The 16,891-nt window shown below is 67.8% G+C and carries 18 protein-coding genes; 8 read left to right on the top strand and 10 right to left on the bottom strand.

Annotation, left to right across the window (positions count from 1 at the left end):
* The first annotated feature begins 55 nt into the window (after nt 1-55).
* A complete protein-coding gene (locus tag AC5P67_RS05225) occupies nt 56-2,902 on the top strand; it encodes an autotransporter serine protease (RefSeq protein ID WP_262094673.1) in 2,847 nt (948 codons plus the stop codon).
* 45 nt (nt 2,903-2,947) lie between these two features.
* Here AC5P67_RS05225 and AC5P67_RS05220 read toward each other — a convergent pair whose 3' ends face one another.
* Nucleotides 2,948-4,045: a Glu/Leu/Phe/Val dehydrogenase dimerization domain-containing protein gene (locus AC5P67_RS05220; protein ID WP_100438806.1), complete on the bottom strand. Its 1,098-nt coding sequence runs from the start codon at nt 4,043-4,045 to the stop codon at nt 2,948-2,950.
* 279 nt (nt 4,046-4,324) lie between these two features.
* Here AC5P67_RS05220 and AC5P67_RS05215 point away from each other — a divergent pair, with 279 nt between their 5' ends.
* Nucleotides 4,325-5,401, top strand: coding sequence for an HDOD domain-containing protein (locus tag AC5P67_RS05215; protein ID WP_111118437.1), 1,077 nt, complete (start codon nt 4,325-4,327; stop codon nt 5,399-5,401).
* A 3-nt stretch (nt 5,402-5,404) separates the two neighbouring features.
* Here AC5P67_RS05215 and AC5P67_RS05210 read toward each other — a convergent pair whose 3' ends face one another.
* The 3 genes from AC5P67_RS05210 to AC5P67_RS05200 form a co-directional block, all read right to left on the bottom strand.
* A complete protein-coding gene (locus AC5P67_RS05210) occupies nt 5,405-6,997 on the bottom strand; it encodes a phospholipase D family protein (protein WP_197634515.1) in 1,593 nt (530 codons plus the stop codon).
* Nucleotides 6,998-7,127: 130 nt separating this feature from the next.
* Nucleotides 7,128-7,826 carry an RNA pseudouridine synthase gene (locus AC5P67_RS05205; protein WP_197634514.1) on the bottom strand — a complete coding sequence of 233 codons (699 nt, stop codon included), beginning with the start codon at nt 7,824-7,826 and terminating at the stop codon, nt 7,128-7,130.
* A 47-nt stretch (nt 7,827-7,873) separates the two neighbouring features.
* Nucleotides 7,874-8,374, bottom strand: coding sequence for a M48 metallopeptidase family protein (locus AC5P67_RS05200; RefSeq protein ID WP_005414217.1), 501 nt, complete (start codon nt 8,372-8,374; stop codon nt 7,874-7,876).
* Between the two features lie 62 nt (nt 8,375-8,436).
* On the opposite strand from AC5P67_RS05200, the gene AC5P67_RS05195 reads away from it, so the two are divergent.
* Both AC5P67_RS05195 and AC5P67_RS05190 read left to right on the top strand, forming a co-directional pair.
* Nucleotides 8,437-8,994: a DUF2058 domain-containing protein gene (locus AC5P67_RS05195; RefSeq protein ID WP_062607877.1), complete on the top strand. Its 558-nt coding sequence runs from the start codon at nt 8,437-8,439 to the stop codon at nt 8,992-8,994.
* A 170-nt stretch (nt 8,995-9,164) separates the two neighbouring features.
* Nucleotides 9,165-9,431 (top strand): DksA/TraR family C4-type zinc finger protein, encoded by a 267-nt coding sequence (locus tag AC5P67_RS05190; protein WP_005414219.1) that lies wholly within the window; start codon nt 9,165-9,167, stop codon nt 9,429-9,431.
* Between the two features lie 511 nt (nt 9,432-9,942).
* Here the strand turns inward: AC5P67_RS05190 and AC5P67_RS05185 are convergent.
* Complete coding sequence (locus tag AC5P67_RS05185) at nt 9,943-10,536, bottom strand: mechanosensitive ion channel family protein (protein WP_005410571.1); 594 nt, start codon at nt 10,534-10,536, stop codon at nt 9,943-9,945.
* A gap of 36 nt (nt 10,537-10,572) precedes the next feature.
* A complete protein-coding gene (locus AC5P67_RS05180; RefSeq protein WP_024958248.1) occupies nt 10,573-10,752 on the bottom strand; it encodes a hypothetical protein in 180 nt (59 codons plus the stop codon).
* 126 nt (nt 10,753-10,878) lie between these two features.
* Between AC5P67_RS05180 and AC5P67_RS05175 the strand changes: the two genes are divergently transcribed.
* Genes AC5P67_RS05175 through AC5P67_RS05165 form a run of 3 tightly spaced genes read left to right on the top strand, consistent with a single transcriptional unit; the run spans nt 10,879 to nt 12,879 of the window.
* Nucleotides 10,879-11,457 (top strand): RNA polymerase sigma factor, encoded by a 579-nt coding sequence (locus AC5P67_RS05175; RefSeq protein WP_133050371.1) that lies wholly within the window; start codon nt 10,879-10,881, stop codon nt 11,455-11,457.
* Complete coding sequence (locus tag AC5P67_RS05170; RefSeq protein WP_065183439.1) at nt 11,454-11,987, top strand: hypothetical protein; 534 nt, start codon at nt 11,454-11,456, stop codon at nt 11,985-11,987. The genes AC5P67_RS05175 and AC5P67_RS05170 overlap by 4 nt, the downstream gene beginning before the upstream one ends.
* Nucleotides 11,988-11,997: 10 nt before the next feature.
* On the top strand, nt 11,998-12,879 hold the full coding sequence (locus tag AC5P67_RS05165; protein ID WP_005410567.1) for a DUF4097 family beta strand repeat-containing protein: 882 nt from the start codon (nt 11,998-12,000) through the stop codon (nt 12,877-12,879).
* Nucleotides 12,880-12,928: 49 nt separating this feature from the next.
* On the opposite strand, the gene AC5P67_RS05160 is transcribed toward AC5P67_RS05165, so the two are convergent.
* The 3 genes from AC5P67_RS05160 to AC5P67_RS05150 all read right to left on the bottom strand — a co-directional run bounded on the left by AC5P67_RS05160 (nt 12,929) and on the right by AC5P67_RS05150 (nt 15,007).
* Nucleotides 12,929-13,111 carry a hypothetical protein gene (locus tag AC5P67_RS05160; protein WP_005410566.1) on the bottom strand — a complete coding sequence of 61 codons (183 nt, stop codon included), beginning with the start codon at nt 13,109-13,111 and terminating at the stop codon, nt 12,929-12,931.
* A gap of 11 nt (nt 13,112-13,122) precedes the next feature.
* Nucleotides 13,123-13,416, bottom strand: a complete 294-nt coding sequence (locus tag AC5P67_RS05155) for a YkgJ family cysteine cluster protein (protein WP_053462562.1) — start codon at nt 13,414-13,416, stop codon at nt 13,123-13,125.
* A 229-nt stretch (nt 13,417-13,645) separates the two neighbouring features.
* Nucleotides 13,646-15,007, bottom strand: coding sequence for an Hsp70 family protein (locus tag AC5P67_RS05150; RefSeq protein WP_012480950.1), 1,362 nt, complete (start codon nt 15,005-15,007; stop codon nt 13,646-13,648).
* A 182-nt stretch (nt 15,008-15,189) separates the two neighbouring features.
* Here AC5P67_RS05150 and AC5P67_RS05145 point away from each other — a divergent pair, with 182 nt between their 5' ends.
* A complete protein-coding gene (locus tag AC5P67_RS05145; RefSeq protein WP_005414225.1) occupies nt 15,190-15,525 on the top strand; it encodes a zinc ribbon domain-containing protein YjdM in 336 nt (111 codons plus the stop codon).
* Nucleotides 15,526-15,531: 6 nt separating this feature from the next.
* On the opposite strand, the gene AC5P67_RS05140 is transcribed toward AC5P67_RS05145, so the two are convergent.
* Entirely contained in the window at nt 15,532-16,683 is a 1,152-nt protein-coding gene (locus AC5P67_RS05140) for a transglutaminase-like domain-containing protein (RefSeq protein ID WP_043035446.1), read from the bottom strand.
* Nucleotides 16,684-16,891: the final 208 nt, after the last annotated feature.

The raw sequence follows: 16,891 nt of genomic DNA, 5'->3' as shown, positions 1-16,891 counted from the left end.
CGGCGCCGAACGCCTGCCGGGATGAAGGCAGGCCAACGTTCACGGGAAGGAATCGATGGAGCGAACGATGATGGTGAGGTCTGTGCTGGCAACCGCGCTGGCGATGGCGCTGACGGCCTGTGGTGGAGGCGGCGGAGGCGGCAGCAACGTGCGCGTCGACCCGCCCCCGACCACGCCGACACCTCCAACCACGCCTCCGCCGACGACACCACCGCCGGCCAAGCCGCAGGAGCCGGCCTTTGACGCGCATCTTTCAGTCACCAACGCGCGTGCCGCACAGGCCGCCGGCCTGACCGGGCAGGGCGTGCGCATCGGCATCGTCGATTCGGGCGTGCAGCGCAACGCGGTGGCCTTGAATGGTCGCGTGCTGGCCAACTTCAATTACATCGATCCCGCCAGGAACAACCTGGCGGTTGATGACGTGGTCGGGCATGGCACCGCCGTGGCCAGCCTCGCCGCCGGCGCAGCAGTGGGGACCTGGCCGGGCGGTATCGCGCCAGGCGCCCAGATCGTCTCGGCAAGAATCATTTCCGACAAGCCGCCGACCGATGACGGCAGTGGCCAGGGCAATGCCTTCAGTGGGCCGCTGGGCGTGGCCCAGGTCCACCAGGACCTGATCAGCTACAACGTGAAGGTGATGAACAACTCGTGGGGCGGCCTGTACTGGACCGACCTGCCGACCACCGCGCAGGTAGCCGCCGAATACCGGCCGTTCGTGATCAACCACGGTGGCCTGGTGGTGTTCGCCGCCGGCAATGACGGCCGCAGCGAGCCGAGCAGCCTGGCCGCGCTGCCCAGCCAGAAGGGCGTGGCAGGCACGCTTCCGGCGGCCGATCTGGAGCGCGGCTGGCTGGTGGCCACGGCGGTGGACCCGTTTACGTCGGGCGCGCTGGCCAGCTATTCGAATGCCTGCGGCCAGGCGGCCCGCTACTGCCTGGCAGCGCCGGGCAGCGCGGTCTACCCGGATGCCAACGGTGGCAGCTACTACTGGAACTACGGCACCTCGTTCGCCGCGCCGCTGGTCTCCGGTGCGGCGGCGCTGGTCTGGCAGCGCTTCCCCTACTTCAACAACGATCTGGTGAGACAGACCCTGCTGGGCACTGCCAAGGACATCGGTGCGCCCGGCGTGGATCCGGTGTTCGGCTATGGCCTGCTCGACATCGGTCGCGCGATCAACGGTCCCGGCCGCTTCGACTGGGGCGATGTGGTTGCCAACGTTGATGCCGGCTCGACCAACTCGATGTGGAGCAACGACATCACCGGCAGCGGTGGCCTGGTCAAGCAGGGCGGAGGCAAGCTGGTACTGGCCGGCAACAACAGCTATTCCGGCGCCACCCGCATCGAGCGCGGCATCCTGACGCTGCAGAACGGTGGCGTGATCCGTTCGAATGTGACGATCCTCGCCCAGCCCGACCCGGATTCCACCGGTCTGCAGTTCAACGGTGGCACGCCGCGGGTGATCGGCAATGTGGTCAACGGCGGCAGCGTGTTCCTCACCACCGGCAACACCACCGGCACCATCGAGGGCAACTACACCCAGCAGCCTGGCGCGCAGCTGATGATCGCGCTCGGTGCCAACGCACTTCAGGTCACCGGCAACGCAACGATCAATGGCGGTGTGCGTGTGCACGGCTTCGTCTCCGGCTATGTGCCGCAGAACGGAACGCGCCAGGACCTCATCCACGCCGCGGGGGGCCTGAACGGCACCTTCAGTACCCAAGCCACTTCCACCGGTCTGCAGGGGCTGACCCTGGTGGCACCCACGTATGGCTACGACAGCAACAACGCCTGGTTGAACGTGAACCAGGTCAGCGTCACCGCCGCAGCCAGTGGCCTGAGCGCCTCCGCACAGGCCGCAGCGCAGCGACTGGAAGGCGCATTCGCAGTGCTCGACGGCAATACCGGCCTGCAGGGATCGCCCTTCGGTACGGCAGCCGGTGCGCTGCAGTGGGCCGGAGGCGGCCAGCAGGGCCTGGCCGACAGCCTGCAGAGCCTGTCCGGCCAGGCGCATGCCCGCGCCGAGGCTGCCACCTTCGACAGCATCGACATGTCGCGGCGTGCGATTGCCGAGCGCTTCGATCGTGTACAGGCCACCCCGCGCCTGCGCGGGAGCTGGCAGAGCGCGCTGGGTGAGGCGGGGCAGGGCAGCTTCGCCGGCAACGCCGCCGACAGCCGGGGCTGGATGGCCGGCCAGGATCTGCCGCTGGGCGGCAACGGCCTGATGGGCGTCGCCTTCGGTGAGACCCGCAGCAATGGTGGCAGCAGTTTCGGCGGTGATCGCGGGCGTGATCGCCAGGCGCAGGCACAGTTGTACGCTGGCTGGAACCTGGGGCGTGGCTATGCGCTGGCCCAGTTCGGCAGTGGCCAGTTCACCCGCGCGCTGGATCGCCAGCTGCTGCTGGGTGCGGGCGCCTATGGTGTCTCGGCGCGTTACGGCGGGCGTTTCAGCAGCGCCAGCGTGGAAGGCGGATATCGCCTGGGCCGCGCAGGCGCTTCGTTGACGCCCTACCTCGGTGCCAGCACCACGCGTGTCGATACCGATGCGTTCAATGAGCTGGGCGGTTTCGGCTTCGGCCTGCGGGGTGATGCCACCCGCGCGCAGCGCAGCCAGATGCTGGCCGGCATCCGCGGCGAGCGGGGCTGGGGGCGTTGGAACCTGCGCGGACACGCCGAGTGGCAGCAGCGGCTGGACGGCGGTGACGCCGATTGGCAGGCCAGTTTTGTCGGCGTGGATGCCTGGGCGCCGCTGGCAGGCTGGAATGCGCCGCGCGGCAGTGCGCTGATCGGCGTCGCGCTGGAATCGTGGTGGGGCCGCAATGGCCGCTTGAGCCTGGGTTTCGACCAGCGTATCGGTGGCGAGGGCGCGCGGCAGGCTGCGTTGCGCTACAGCACCGGGTTCTGAGCAATCGGTCGCGCCGGGAAGGATCCCGGCGCGACGTCTGCAGCCTCAGCCGCCGCGCAGGTTGCCCAGGCGCGGAGTGCTGCGGCCCAGCGGCATCTTCAGCTTGCCGATCGACAGGATGCGGCTTTCCGCAATGCGATCGGCGGCCCGCTGCGGCGCGATGTTCTCGCGCTGCGACAGTTCGAAGATGCGGGTGAGGTTGTGGTAGATGCTGCGGATCAGGCGCATCGCGCGTTCGCGGTTGTAGCCGTCGATCTCCAGCGACACGTTCATCACACCGCCGGCGTTGACGGCGTAGTCGGGGGCGTAGAGGATGCCGCGCGCATGCAGTTCGTCGCCGATCTCCAGGCTCGACAGCTGGTTGTTGGCCGTGCCGCAGATGATCTTGGCCTTGATCCGCGGCAGCGTGTCGGCGTTGATCGCGCCTTCCAGCGCACACGGTGCGAACACATCGGCGTTCACTTCGTGGATCTCGTCCGGCTTGACCGCCTCGGCGCCGAAATCGCTGACTGCACGATCAACCAGCGCACTGTCCAGGTCGGTGACATACAGCTTGGCACCGCGGTCACGCAGCAGTTTCACCAGTTCCATGCCGATGTGGCCCAGACCCTGCACCGCGATGCTGGTCTTGCCTACTTCCTCATGGCCGAACTTGAAGCGCATCGCCGCCATCAGTGCCTGCAGTGCGCCGTAGGCCGTGAAAGGCGCCGGATCGCCGGAGCCACCATGGACCTGGTGCACGCCGGTCACGAACTGGCTCTCCAGGTAGATGTTCTCCATGTCGTTGACGTCGGTGCCAACGTCCTCGGCGGTGATGTAGCGGCCGCCCAGCGAATCGACGTAGCGGCCGAAGGCGCGGAACAGTACCTCGGTCTTGTCCGTCTTCGGGTCGCCGATGATCACCGCCTTGCCGCCGCCCACGTTGAGCCCGGCCAGCGCATTCTTGTAGGTCATCGTCCGGCTCAGCCGCAGCACATCGGCCAGCGCTTCGTCGGTGCTGGCGTAAGGGCGCATGCGCACGCCGCCCAGGGCGGGGCCCAGGGTGGTGTTGTGGATGGCGATGATCGCCTTCAGGCCGGCATCGTGGTTGTGGCAGAACACCACTTGTTCGTGGCCGGTGGTGGCGAGGGTTTCGAATAGCATGGCGTCTCCGATGGCGCGAACAGCGGCGAACTGCAGCGAACGGCCAGTGAACGGTAGGGTCCCAAAAACAAAAAAAGCGACGTCGTCAGTGCAGGGGGACGGGTCGCGCGGCGCCATTCTAGTCCATTCCCCCGGTCGCTGCCGTCGACATCGGCGCCCTTCCGGTTAAAGAAGATGAAAGTGCGGCCGATGCTGCGACGACGGCGGGTGGCCGGATTCGCGTGAAGAGGCAGGGCGGTCAGTGACGGCAAGGGCACCACAACGACAGGGCAGGCGGCGATGACGCCGGCCTGGTGGCGATCGCTGCGCGGCTGGCTGGCGCGCTCGACCGGGGCGGCTCCGTTGCGCCTGGCGGCCGTATCGCGACAGGCGGTCGCTGCTGCCGCAGCCAGCCTTCAGGGCGAGGCGCTGCAGGCCGGTGAGATCGCCGCCCACCTGCAGCGCGGCCTGCATGCACTTGCCCTGTACCCACGGCTGGCCGGCGAGCCTGCCCCCGTGCAGGATCCGGCACTGGGCGAAGCGGTGGCGCGCGCGCTGCAGGACCGTGACTGGGCCGCCCGGCACCTGCCGCGGCGCCCGCAACTGCTGCCGCAGCTGATCCAGACCGTCAACGACGATGCCGCCTCGGCACGGGTGATGGCGGCCATCATCGGCCAGGACCCGGTGCTGACCGGAAATCTGCTGCGCATCGCCAACAGCCCGGCCTACAAGGTGCATGAGCGGCCGGTGGAAAGCCTGCAGCGTGCGGTGACCCTGGTCGGTACCGAGGGCGTGCGCCAGATCATCAGCGCGGTGCTGGTGCAGCCGGTGATGCAGGTGCAGTGCGGCATGTTTCCGCAGTTCAGCACGATCATCTGGGAGCACGCACTGCTGGCTTCGCGTGCGGCCGCCGATCATGCGCGCACGGTCACCTTCGGTGATGCCTTCGCTGCGCAGTGGCTGGGCCTGGTGCAGGGGCTGGGGTCAGCGCTGGTGATGCGCCAGCTGCTGCAGGAAGCGCAGGCACGCGACGAAACCGTGGAGCCGGCGCTGGCCCTGCAACTGCTCCAACAATGGTCGTTGCCGCTGGCACAACGCGTGGCTGCAGCCTGGGAGCTGCCCGAGCCCGTGCACCAGGCACTGGCGCCGGAGGCCGATGGCCCACTCGCCGACAGCCTGCGTCTGGCCAGCGCTGCGGCGGCAGCCAGCCTGCTGTGCCGGCATGGACATGCCGGCCAGAGCCGCATGCTGGCCCTGCTCGAACAGTTGCCTTCAGCGCCGCCGCATGCCCTGCGTTGGATCTGGCGGCGCCTGCATGGACGCAGCGTGGAAACACGTGATGAGGCCGGACAGGAAGAGGCGGGTCCAACGCCCTGAGCGCTACAGCTGCGATTCGACCGGCAGCCAGCTGATCACCCGCGACAACCAGCGTTTGCGCGCCGTTGCCCCCGGCTCCTCCTCCACCCAGTGCGGTGGCGGTTCGCGCTCCAGCCAGCGCAACCGGCGACGGTCATCCAGCGCCAGCCACCAGCTGTGCCTGGGATCAGCCAGGCGCAGGTACTCGTCCCGCAGCTGCGCGCCCAGCACCGGATCGTCAAACAGCACGCCCATCTCGGTGTTCAGATAGGCCGAGCGCGGGTCGAGGTTGAACGAACCGACAAAACCGCGGCGGTCATCGACCAGGAACGCCTTGGTATGCAGGCTGGCGCCGCTGCTGCCGAACACGCCGGCATCGCCGGACTGCCCTTGTGCCTTCAATTCGTAAAGGTGGACGCCGGCTTCGAGCAACGGCACGCGGTAGCCCATGTAGCCACCATGCACGGCGGCGACGTCATTGGCGGCCAGTGAGTTGGTGACCACGCCGACCTGCACGCCCCGCCCGGACATGGCCGAAAAGCCATCCAGGCCCTCGTTGCCGGGAACGAAGTAGGGCGAGATCAACAGGGCCTTGTGCCTGGCGGCCTGCAGCTCGCTGATCAGGGTCGACACCAGCCAGGCGGCGCGATCGTCCTTGCGGTGCTTCATCGGCGGGTCGGACACGATGCGCACTGCACCGCTCCAGTGCAGCGGCTCGGGGCTCGGGCGCTGCCGCTTGCGTGATTCGGCCACGCGCGCCAGGTACGGCCGGGCCACGTCCCGCTGCGCCTCATGGTCCGATTCGCGCACCAGCAGGCGCAGCTGTGCGTCGGTATGGAAGGCAAGCGCGGATACCGGAATGGCGGTTTCGCTGTTCCAATAGTCGTCGAAGATGCGGTTGGCCTGCTCCACGGCGGGGCCGGCGACCAGCAGGTCCAGATCCTGGAAGTTCACATCGGTGCGCGCGCTGAAATACTCCTCGCCGATGTTGCGGCCACCGACGATCGCGACGCGGCCATCGGCGATCCAGCTCTTGTTGTGCATGCGGTGGTTCACGCTGAAGAAGCGCTGCACCATCTCCACCATGCGCAGGATGCCGGTCCGGTTGCGGAACGGGTTGTACAGGCGGATCTCGATGTTCGGATGCGCATCGAGCGCCATCATCAGCGCGTCCTTGTCCTTGGCATTCATGTCATCAAGCAGGATGCGCACGCGCACGCCGCGCTCGGCGGCGTCATACAGCGCCTTGGCCATCAGGTGGCCGATCAGGTCGTCGTGCCAGATGTAGTACTGCAGGTCCAGGCTGCGGCCTGCGTGCGTGGTGATCATCGCGCGTGCGGCGAAGGCATCCATGCCATCACTGAGGAAGGCCACGCCGGACTGGCCGGGATGGGCCTCCTGCAATGGCACGATCTGCTGGTCGATGCGGGTCTGCGCCGGCTGCAGTGGCAGCACATGCGAAGGCGTGCCCCGTGCCTGCGGCGTGAGGTGGTCGGCCAGCAGCAGGCCGGACAGCACCAGCAGCACCAGCGCAGCGAGAATGATTGCAGCGATGCGCAGCAGGCGTCGCCACAGCGGCTTGGGCAGGCTCATGCCCCGATGGTAGAGCCACGCCATGCGTGAAGGAATGCCTGCAGGATCGACAGGGGGTCAGAGCCCTTGCCTTCGGCACGGGATCCCACCCCGAGGGGGCGTCACCGATGGGGTCGGATCCCATTCCACAGGAAAGGGCTCTGACCCGCACACCTCAGAACCGCTCGTCGCTGCCCAGGTAGCGCCACTGCCCCGGCGGCAGCGGCCCCAGCGCCACGCGTCCGATACGCAGGCGGCGCACCCCGGTCACCTGCAGCCCGGCGGCTGTCACCGCTGCACGCAGGCCCTTGGCGGTAAGCCCCTTGCCGGCAAAGCGCAGGCGTTGTTCGCTCTGCCAGCTGACCTTGCCGCCGCCGGCCTCCTGCTGCAGACGCGCCATCAGCCATGGCCCACGCTCCGGGCCGCCTTCGGCCACTTCGATCAGGTATTCCTGTTCGGTGCGGCCAAGATTGCGCTGCAGATGGGCCAGCGTGGCCGGATCCTGGCTGACCACCACCAAGCCGCTGTCGCTGGCCGGAAGCGAGGCGGCCAGCTGCAGGCCATGGAAGTGACGCTGCAGCGGACGGATGTCGCTGGCATCGAGTTCGCTGCGGCTGTCACTGCTGACCAGCGCGCAGAGAGTCTCGGCGGCAACGCCGGCCGGCTTGTGCAGGAGCATGCTGACCCGTTCGGCCTTTTCATCGCTGGCCTGCTCGGCTACGACGATCACCGCGCTGTCATCGACCGGGCGCTGCGGCTGTTCCACCACCTCGCCGTTGACCGTGACCCAGCCGCCTTCGATGTAGCGTCGCGCTTCGCCGCGCGGGATGCCGAGCAGGGCGGACAGGCGTTTGTCGAGACGGATCGGTTCCATGGCGGCAAGGTCGGGCAGGGGGCGCGCAGTGTAGCTGCTGCGGCCGGTCAGCGCTGGCCGCGGTTGGCCAGCTCGGTCAGGTACAGGCGGGTATCGAACTCCAGCTGCAGGTACTCCGGCTCCATATGCTGGCACAGCTGGTAGAAGGCCTTGTTGTGGTCGGCTTCCTTCAGGTGGGCCAGCTCATGTACCACGATCATGCGCAGGAACGCTGCTGGTGCCTGGCGGAACACGGTGGCGATGCGGATCTCGCGGCTGGCCTTGAGGCGGCCGCCGTGCACGCGGGAAATGGCGGTATGAGTGCCCAGCGCGTGCTTGATCACTTCCAGCGTGTTGTCGTAGCAGACCTTGTTGAGCGGCACCGACTTGCGCAGGTAGCGGTCCTTCAGCTCCTGGGTGTAGTCGTACAGCTGGCGGTCGCTGCGCACTTCATGCGGGTCGGGGTAGCGCTGCTGCAGCCAGGGGCCGAGCTTGCCCTGCGCCAACAGTTCGCTGACCTGGGCGACCAGGGGTTCGGGATAGCCGGTGAGGTACTTCAGGACTGCCATGCAGGGGCGGCGGGGCGTCGGTAGAATGGGGCATCCAAGATTACACGCGGTACGCACCGACCATGGCAAAGCCCAACGCGCTGCAGGAACAATTGCTCAAGGCCGGCCTGGCCAAGAAGTCGCAGGCCAGCGCCGCCGCGCGCGAGCAGGCCAAGGCCCGGCAGGGCAAGGCCGAATCGACCTCGGCCGACGTCCAGCGCGAGGCTGAACGGGCCCGTGCCGAGAAGGTCGAGCGCGACCGCGCGCTGGCCGCCGAGCGCAATGCGCAGGCCAGGCAGGCTGAACAGAAGGCGCAGGCGAAGCAGATCATCGCGGCCCATGCCGTGCCCCACAAGGGCGATGACGAGTACCGCTTCAGCGATGGCGCGGCGATCCGCACCCTGCTGATCGACCCCAAGCTGCGCAAGGCGCTGTCGGTGGGCGTGCTGGTCATCGTTGCCCACGGCGACGGTTACGCGCTGCTGCCACGTGCTGCTGCCGAGAAGGTGCGTGAGCGCGCCCCGGAAGCGATCATCGTCGACCACGGCCAGCCGGGCTCGACCGCGGAGATCTCCACCGGCAACGCCGAGGACGACGCCTACTACGCGCAGTTCCAGGTGCCCGACGACCTGGTCTGGTAAGCGAAAAGGGGACGGAGGGGATTAAGTCGCGATCGACCTGATTGAAGCCCTCCACGTTCTGCTCAGATTGCTGAAGATCAGCCGGGCATGGCTCGGCTCAACACAGGTCTGCTCCTTTGTGCGCGGGTGTATCGTCCCCATATCAGGCGACACACCTGCGGAGGATGGCCATGGCCACCGGTTGGGCGGGAGACGGCGCGGTCCAGGACCAGATCGACGCCACCGTCGACGATGCGATTGCCCGCGCGCGGCGCCAGCTGCGGCAGGGCCCTGGTCTGGAACACTGTGAGGAATGCGACGCGCCGATCCCGTTGGCGCGGCGCCAGGCTGTGCCTGGTGTTCGACTGTGCGTGGCGTGCCAGCAGGCGCATGACGACGAAGAACAGGCGCATGCCGGCTACAACCGGCGTGGCAGCAAGGACAGCCAGCTGAGGTAAGGGGTGTTTTATTGCAGGGCTGCGCCCTGCACCTGCAGAAGCAACGTCAACATCAAAGGCTGGCATTCCGTGGGTTGGCAGGGCGGTGTCGGAGTGCGGGGACGCCGTGAACCCGTCCATGGAGCCTTGGCCGCGGCATCATGCCGCGGACACCCCGCACTCCGACACCGCCCCGCCTCTGACAGATTTCCGCGATCTGTTGGAACCCGCTGCTGATGCCGACCGTTGGTCGGCACGGGGTCGGATTCAATTTTGACTATCGATATCTGACAGATGTGCCGACCAACGGTCGGCACCCACCAACAGCGCGCGGAATCTGTCAGAGGTGGGGCGGTGTGGGTGGGCAGGACCGTTGGCGCCATGGATGGCGCCATCGAGCCCCCATGGACGGGTTTACGGCGTGTCCTGACCACCCACACCGCCCCGCCATCCCACGGAATGCCGCTCTTGATCTTGCTTCGGCTTCGGCCTCTGCAGGTGCAGGGTGCAGCCCTGCAAAGAAGAACCTCCCTCAGCCGTCGCCTTGGATGCCGCCGGGGGCCTGCGCCGGGTCGCGCCAGCGCCGCACCGTGCGCTGGAAGAACAGGTTGTTCGGCAGCTGCAGTACCGTGCCCTCGTGGCCGTCGCCGGTCTCCTGCAGCGTGGTGTAGATCAGGTTCACGTCGATCACCCGGCCCTTCAGGCCCGGTTTCTCGCCGTTCTCCAGCACCTCGATGTAGTCATGCAGGCGGAATGGGCGCGTGGTGAAGATCAGCAGCGTGCAGAAGATGTTGGAGAGCACGCTCCAGGCCGCGAAGAAGGCCACCGCACCCACCGCCGCGAAGCCGGTGAACGCGGTCCACAGTACCGACGGCGATGCGCCGAGCAGGCTGAGGATGTACAGCACTGCGCTGAAATAGACCACGAAACTGGTGATCCGGCGCGCGCCCATCACCATTTCCGGTGGCAGCGTGTAGTGCTCGGCGAAGCGGCGGATCAAGCGCCGTGCCAGCACCCGCAGCAGCCACGCGGCCAGCAGGGTGAGCAGGATCTTCACGGCGATACCCGCGTCGTGGAGCCAAGGGTAGGTCCAGGCCGGCAGGTGATCCTTCAGCGACAACATCATGGGGGCGACGACGGGTGGCAATAACGGCCCTCGATGTTACCCGGCGCGTGCGGGGGATTCGACCGCCGGGGTCCAGGCCAGGCAGACCAGCTCCTGGCGGTGCTGATGCAGGCAGGCGCGGCCGTTGTCGGGGCGCAGCTGCAGTGACAGGCCCAGCGCCTGCAGCAGGACGCAAGCAGCGATCACCAGCAGGGCGGCGCAGGAAGGGCTGGACATGGCAGGACTCCCGGACGGCAGATTCGCGAAGGACCTTCCATGGATGCAGCAGCCGTCGAAAAGGTTGCATGGCATCGGCCGTCGATCGGCTCTAAACCTTTTCCCGGGTCGCCGCATCCAAGCGATATGCTCGACACCACCATGCCCGCGCTGCCTGCCGCCAACGACGCCGTCGACGAACCCGCCCTGGTGCGGGCGGCCGCCGCCGGCGACACCGCTGCCTACGAACTGCTGTACCGGCGTCACGCGCCGCGTGTATTCGCTGTCCTGTGGCGGTTGTGTGGCGGCCAGCAGGCACGTGCCGAGGATGCGCTGCAGGAGGCCTTCCTGCAGGCCTGGAAAGCCCTGCCAGGGTTCCGTTTCGAGAGCAGCCTGTCCACCTGGCTGCATCGGCTGGGGGTCAACGCCGCACTGATGGAACTGCGTGGTCGCGCCGCAGGGCAGGATCACGACAGTCTGGAGGATGTCGATGGCGGCCTGCTGGAACTGGCGGTGCATGACCGTTGCGCGGGTACCGAGCGTGACCTGGAGCGCGCATTGTCGACACTGCCACCACGGGCGCGTGCGGTACTGGTGCTGCACGATATCGAAGGCTGGAAACACCAGGAAATCGCCGAGCAGCTGCAGATGGCTGTCGGCAGTTCCAAGGCACAGCTGCATCGTGCGCGCGGCCTGTTGCGCGCACGGCTGGGAGACATGACATGAGTACACACGAACACGATTCCGATCACGACCTGCTGGTCCGGCTGCGCGCGCTGCCGAACGAGCGCGATGTACCCGCCGATGGCTGGGCACGCCTGTCCGCCCGGCTGCCGCCGCGTGAATCGCAGGCAGCACCCGCGCCAACGGACAACGTGGTGGTCCTGCCGGTGCGTTCGCGGCGCCGCTGGTGGTTGCCGGCCGGCGCTGCCCTGGCTGCCAGCCTGGCACTGTATGCGGTGGCGCCGTGGCGGCATGCGCAGCCGGATACGCCGGCGCCGTCCGCCCTGCAGCTGCAGGCCGCGGCGATGACCGAGCAGTATCAGCAGGCCGTCGCTTCGCTGCCCGATGGACGGGCGCCGGAATGGCAACCGGCCCTGCATGAACTGGATGAAAGCGCGGCGCAGATCCGTGCCGCCCTGGCGCAGGACCCGCGTGCGCCGCACCTGCTTGGCCAGCTCAAGCGCACCTATGCGCTGCGGCTGGAACTGACCCGGCAGGCGGCCTATGCCGCCGAGTCCGGCCTGACGACCTGAGGAGACCCCCATGACCCGAACCCTGATTTCCTGCTGCGTCGCGCTGCTGCTGACCCCTGCCGTGGCACTGGCCGACACCCGCATCGACGAGCGCCACACCTTGGCTGCGGGCGGTCGCATCGAGCTGAGCAACGTGGCCGGCAAGGTGACCGTGCGTGGCTGGGACCGCAATGACGTGCAGCTCACCGGCACGCTCAGCGACGGCCTGCAGTTGCGCCAGGAAAAAAGCGCCAACCGTGTGCGCTGGGAGATCGAATATCCGCGCCGCAGCAACAGCGGTGGTGCAACGCTGGTGCTGAACGTGCCGCGATCGGTGGAGCTGCTGCTGAGCACGGTCAGCGCCAGCCAGGACATCAGTGGTATCGATGTGCGACGGCTGCAGGCCGACACGGTCAGCGGCAGCCTGAGCGCGGCTGGCCGCAGTGGCGACAGCAAGCTCAACACGGTCAGTGGCAGCGTCAGCGCACGCCTGCAGACGCCGAAGCTGGATGTGAACACCGTCAGTGGCCGCATCGAGGCCGGCGGCGGCGTGTCCGGTGATATCGGTGCGCAGACGGTGTCCGGACGGGTCGAGGTCGACGCCGGGCGCGTGCAGCGACTGGCGGTGGAAACCGTTTCGGGCAGCATCGATCTGGCAGCGGCCGGGTTGGCGCCCGGCGGCCGCATCAATGTCGAATCGGTCAGTGCCTCGGTCACGCTGAGCCTGCCACGCACGGTGTCGGCACAGCTGTCGGTGAACAGCTTCAGCGGCTCGATCAACAGCGACGCCGGTCAGGTGGAGCGGCCGCGCTACGGGCCGGGCAGCCATCTCGATACGCGTCTGGGGGGCGGCGATGGAGACATCCGCATCCAGTCGCATTCGGGCAGTGTGCGGGTACGCCTGGATCGCTGAGCACGGTCCGGCAGGCCGCGGCGGCAGCGCCGCCGCGGTCGGTACTGGGTCAGCTGGCTTTCTTCAGCGCCCAGGTGGTGCCGAGGACTTCGATCTTGCCACCGGCCTTGCGGAACGCTGCCAGGTCCGAAGCGATCGAATCGCTGCTGACCACGGTGCTGGCGGCCGCGCCCTTGCGTTCGCTGCGGATGCTGTTGCTGGCCTTCGCGGGGGTCTTTGCCTTGCGGGGCATGGTTGCTCCTGTCAGGTGGAAGGGGAGGAAAGCGCCCAGGCGTCGGCCTGGCGCAGGTAATCCTGCCGCTCGCGGCGGCAGTCATCGCCGCCCATCGAAAACTGGCGGCAGATCGCCGGGCGCTGCGAATAGATCGTGCAGCGCAGGTGATAGGGATCGATCGCCGCGCACCAGCCTTCCTCGTTGCGCGCCATCACGGCACGGCCGTGGGTGTCGCGTGACAGGAACTGGCCAGGCACGTGGTCGCCGGGCTGCAGCAGCACGGGCAGCCGGCAACAGACCGCGTCACAACGGCGGCAGTCGATGGGTGCAGGTGCTGCGTCAGGTTGTAAGGCCACAGGGGCCTGGCGGGTGCCCAAAGCGGGTCTCGATGGCGGCTCAGGTGCTGCGCGGACCATGAACGAGCCAGGAAGGCATGGCCGCTAGGCCCGCAGGGCGGGCCAGGCTGCACCGTGGACACACACCGGCGTGGCCGGTGGAAGGTGCAGCGGGGTTCTAGCCGACCAAGAGTAACTTAGACCGCGTAACGTTTTGTTAATCCTGGCTGGCTGCCGCCAACGCCAGGCCTTGGACCACGCCCAGCGAGGGCTCGCCGTGGACCATGCGGGCCCCCGGGAAGGCCTCGGCCACGGCCTGGCGCAGGTAGCCGGCACGGGACATGCCGCCGGTCAGGAACACCGCATCCGGGTCGCCCCCGATGTCGCTGCGGACTTGGGCCAGCAGTTCCCGGATCTGCTCCAGGTAGCCGTGGGCGGCGGCGGCCAGGCCATCGGCGCTGCTGTCGGCATGCAGGTCGCGGGCGATGTAGTCCAGCGTGCTGCGGTGCTCGCTGGCGGCGCTGAGGGCGATCTTGGCGCGTTCGACATCGCGGTACAGGCGGGCGGTATTGCCGGTGTCCTGCAGGGCCTGCAGGCGCCCGCCCCACGGCTCGTCGACGTGATCGTATTTGTGCTGGCGGAAGTCGCGCTGGCGCGTCATGTCCTGCACGGTGGCTGCTTCCACATAGTGGTGGGCGGGCACGCGGGTGATGCCGCGGCCGAACAGCGGCATGTAGCTGGACAGGCTCAGCGCCAGATCAATGTCGGTACCGCCGCGGGCGATACCCCACGCGCGGTGGATACGCGGGGCGTCGTCGCCACCGACTTCGGCATGCGCGATATCGGTGGTACCGCCGCCGATGTCGACGATCACCGCCTGGTGCCGCTCGCGGCTTTCGGCGTGGTAGTGCATGGCCGCCGCGGCGGGTTCTTCGAGGAAATCGATCTGGTCGAAGCCGGCCTGGGTGGCGGCCTCGCGCAGGATATCCAGTGCCTGGTCATTGCCGGCCGCGCCGATCGAGCTGCGGAACTGCACCGGGCGGCCGAGCAGAGCGGCACGCAGCGGCTGGCCAAGCTGGGCGCTGGCGGTCAGGCGGATGTGTTCGAGGATGTGCGCGGCGATGCCGGTGATGGTCTGCTTCGCGCGTGGGTGCAGGTTGTAGCCCAGCATCGACTTCGGGCTCTGCACCAGGTTGCCTTCGTGTTCCTCGAAATAGGCTTCCAGCGCGTCGTCGCCGTAGACCGCGTTCTGCAGCAGGTCGCTGGCGCTGCGTTCCTTGCCGGCGCGGGCCTCCATCCATTCACGGCGCAGGGCGCGCAGGGCTTCACGGCGCAGCGCCTGCGGCGTGCGTTCCTGGCCGGCGGCACGGGCTGCACGCGCGGCGCTATCGATCATCTGCTGCAGCTGGTGTTCCTGGCCGTCGTCGAGCTGGAAGTCGTCCGGGTCGGGCACCACGCCGGGGAAGTACACGCTGGTGCGGAACTGTTCGGCGTCACCGAAACGGATCGGCAGCAGTTTCCCCTCATGCACGATGGCGGCGGCGGAGTTGCTGGTACCGAAGTCGATGCCGAGGCGCATGGGGAGTTCCGGGGGCGGTCAGGGGCCGCGCACTCTGCTGCAGTTCGTCGCCGACTGCAAGTTCCAGCGTCACGGCTGCTCCAGCCGCGGTCATGGCGGCGGCCGGGCACCTGCCAGGGAGCCGGGGCCCCGGACCGGGCGGTTACAATGGCGGCTGTTGATTCACTTTGAGGTACTTGCCGATGTCGTCTGTTCCCGCCTGCCCGCAGTGCACCCTGGAAAACACCTATGCCGATGGCGCGCTGTGGATCTGCGCCGATTGCGGTTTCGAATGGACCGCCGAGGAAAGTGCCGGTTCGACCCTGGTCGTGCGTGACAGCAACGGCAATACCCTGCAGGCCGGCGACACCGTCACCGTGATCAAGGACCTGAAGGTGAAGGGGTCTTCGATCCCGCTGAAGCAGGGCACCGTGATCCGCAACATCCGCCTGGTCGAAGATGATGCCGAGCACATCGAAGGCAACTCGGACAAGATCAAGGGCCTGGTCCTGAAGACCTGCTTCCTCAAGAAGGCCTGATCGGTCTCAGCGCCTGGCCTGCTGCTGCGCGCGCCAGCGGGCCAGGCTGTCGAGCTTGGCCTGGTAGCGTGCCTGCTCCGGTGCACCACCCAGCAGCTGCGCGCGGGTCAGTTCACGGTCGGCGCGTTCAAGCTGCCCGGACAGGAAATACACGCGCGCCAGCCCGAAGTGGAACTGGTGCGCGGTGTCATACAGGCGCACGGCCTGCCGGTAATAGCGGATGGCTTCGGCCAGCTTTCCGGCCTGCTCGGCCTGCGTGCCCAGCATGTACTGCGCGAACGGGTCCTCACGCTGCACCGACTTCAAGCGTCGCTCCAGGGCCTTGGCCTGCGCATCCAGCCCAAGCTGCCGATACAGCGCGCTGGCATTGGTCAGCGCCGCATCCTGGCGACCGTCCAGGCGCAGGGCGCGGTCCAGTGCCTGCCGCGCCGCATCGGTGTTGCCCTCACGGTTGTCGAGCACACCCAGGTTGTTCCAGACCGAGGGGAACGCGCGATCCTGCACGACCGAGGCATCGAAGAACGCGCGGGCGCCGACGAGGTCTCCTTCGGCCATGCGTTCGGCACCTCGATTGTTGTAGAAATGGGCCAGTGCACGCGCGCGGCTGACCGGCTGCGGGCCGTGGCGGTCGTAGAGTACGTTGCGATCGAGGTCGACCGTGGCGTAACGCCCCGCGATCTCCACGCCCGCGTTGACGTGGCCCACACTGTAGACCACGCCGGCGTCCTGGTCCTGGTACCAGGACACGACCTGGCCGACTTCCTGGACGCGGGCCTGGATGCCAGCCTCGCGCGCCAGTGCCACGAACATCAGCGTGAAGGCGAGGCAGTTGGCGCGGCGCTGCTGCCAGACTTCGTCCACGGTGTAGGTCGCGTTCGCGTCGTACTGCAGGTCCAGCCCCTGGCGGCCGAAGATCATTTCCACCAGTGCCTGCAGCCGCTGCTCGCGCGATGAACTGCGGTCGATCACCTGCGCCTGCAGCATCGCGCGCATTGCGGGAGGAATCGCGAAGACCTGTTCCGGTGAGGGGACCTCCACCGGGGTGACGCTTCCGATGGGCGGGAGTGCATCGGTGCGCGGGTGGTTCTGTGCGCAGAGCGGCGCGGCCATCAAAGCGGCCAGGACCACGACGAAGATGCGGGCGGCAGGGCGGTACATGACAGTTCCCGGCAGCGGCGGGCGCTCCCGCCTGCAGCGAGTGTAGACCCGGCGGCGCCGCGCTGCAGTGACCGTTGGTCGGCGCGTGGCCGGTACGGCGTTTCATCCACAACCGATGTGGACCAGCGCTCGACAAAGCTGTGGACAACCGCGTCCAGGCCTCACCGGGCAAGCGTTGTGAGTATGTGGTGAAAAAACCATCAGCTTG

Source organism: Stenotrophomonas sp. YJH_SMC_21 (assembly GCF_059369555.1).
Note: the sequence above shows the minus strand (reverse complement) of the source record. Positions and strands in the feature narration are given on the sequence as shown.

Excerpts from the sequence above, each read along its gene's own strand:
- AC5P67_RS05220 (WP_100438806.1), bottom strand. The coding sequence starts at position 4,045 with ATGCTATTCGAAACCCTCGCCACCACCGGCCACGAACAAGTGGTGTTC.
- AC5P67_RS05210 (WP_197634515.1), bottom strand. The coding sequence starts at position 6,997 with ATGGCGTGGCTCTACCATCGGGGCATGAGCCTGCCCAAGCCGCTGTGG.
- AC5P67_RS05185 (WP_005410571.1), bottom strand. The coding sequence starts at position 10,536 with ATGATGTTGTCGCTGAAGGATCACCTGCCGGCCTGGACCTACCCTTGG.
- AC5P67_RS05215 (WP_111118437.1), top strand. The coding sequence starts at position 4,325 with ATGACGCCGGCCTGGTGGCGATCGCTGCGCGGCTGGCTGGCGCGCTCG.
- AC5P67_RS05200 (WP_005414217.1), bottom strand. The coding sequence starts at position 8,374 with ATGGCAGTCCTGAAGTACCTCACCGGCTATCCCGAACCCCTGGTCGCC.
- AC5P67_RS05150 (WP_012480950.1), bottom strand. The coding sequence starts at position 15,007 with ATGCGCCTCGGCATCGACTTCGGTACCAGCAACTCCGCCGCCGCCATC.
- AC5P67_RS05160 (WP_005410566.1), bottom strand. The coding sequence starts at position 13,111 with ATGCCCCGCAAGGCAAAGACCCCCGCGAAGGCCAGCAACAGCATCCGC.
- AC5P67_RS05140 (WP_043035446.1), bottom strand. The coding sequence starts at position 16,683 with ATGTACCGCCCTGCCGCCCGCATCTTCGTCGTGGTCCTGGCCGCTTTG.
- AC5P67_RS05180 (WP_024958248.1), bottom strand. The coding sequence starts at position 10,752 with ATGTCCAGCCCTTCCTGCGCCGCCCTGCTGGTGATCGCTGCTTGCGTC.
- AC5P67_RS05190 (WP_005414219.1), top strand. The coding sequence starts at position 9,165 with ATGGCCACCGGTTGGGCGGGAGACGGCGCGGTCCAGGACCAGATCGAC.
- AC5P67_RS05205 (WP_197634514.1), bottom strand. The coding sequence starts at position 7,826 with ATGGAACCGATCCGTCTCGACAAACGCCTGTCCGCCCTGCTCGGCATC.
- AC5P67_RS05170 (WP_065183439.1), top strand. The coding sequence starts at position 11,454 with ATGAGTACACACGAACACGATTCCGATCACGACCTGCTGGTCCGGCTG.
- AC5P67_RS05165 (WP_005410567.1), top strand. The coding sequence starts at position 11,998 with ATGACCCGAACCCTGATTTCCTGCTGCGTCGCGCTGCTGCTGACCCCT.
- AC5P67_RS05175 (WP_133050371.1), top strand. The coding sequence starts at position 10,879 with ATGCTCGACACCACCATGCCCGCGCTGCCTGCCGCCAACGACGCCGTC.
- AC5P67_RS05195 (WP_062607877.1), top strand. The coding sequence starts at position 8,437 with ATGGCAAAGCCCAACGCGCTGCAGGAACAATTGCTCAAGGCCGGCCTG.
- AC5P67_RS05225 (WP_262094673.1), top strand. The coding sequence starts at position 56 with ATGGAGCGAACGATGATGGTGAGGTCTGTGCTGGCAACCGCGCTGGCG.
- AC5P67_RS05145 (WP_005414225.1), top strand. The coding sequence starts at position 15,190 with ATGTCGTCTGTTCCCGCCTGCCCGCAGTGCACCCTGGAAAACACCTAT.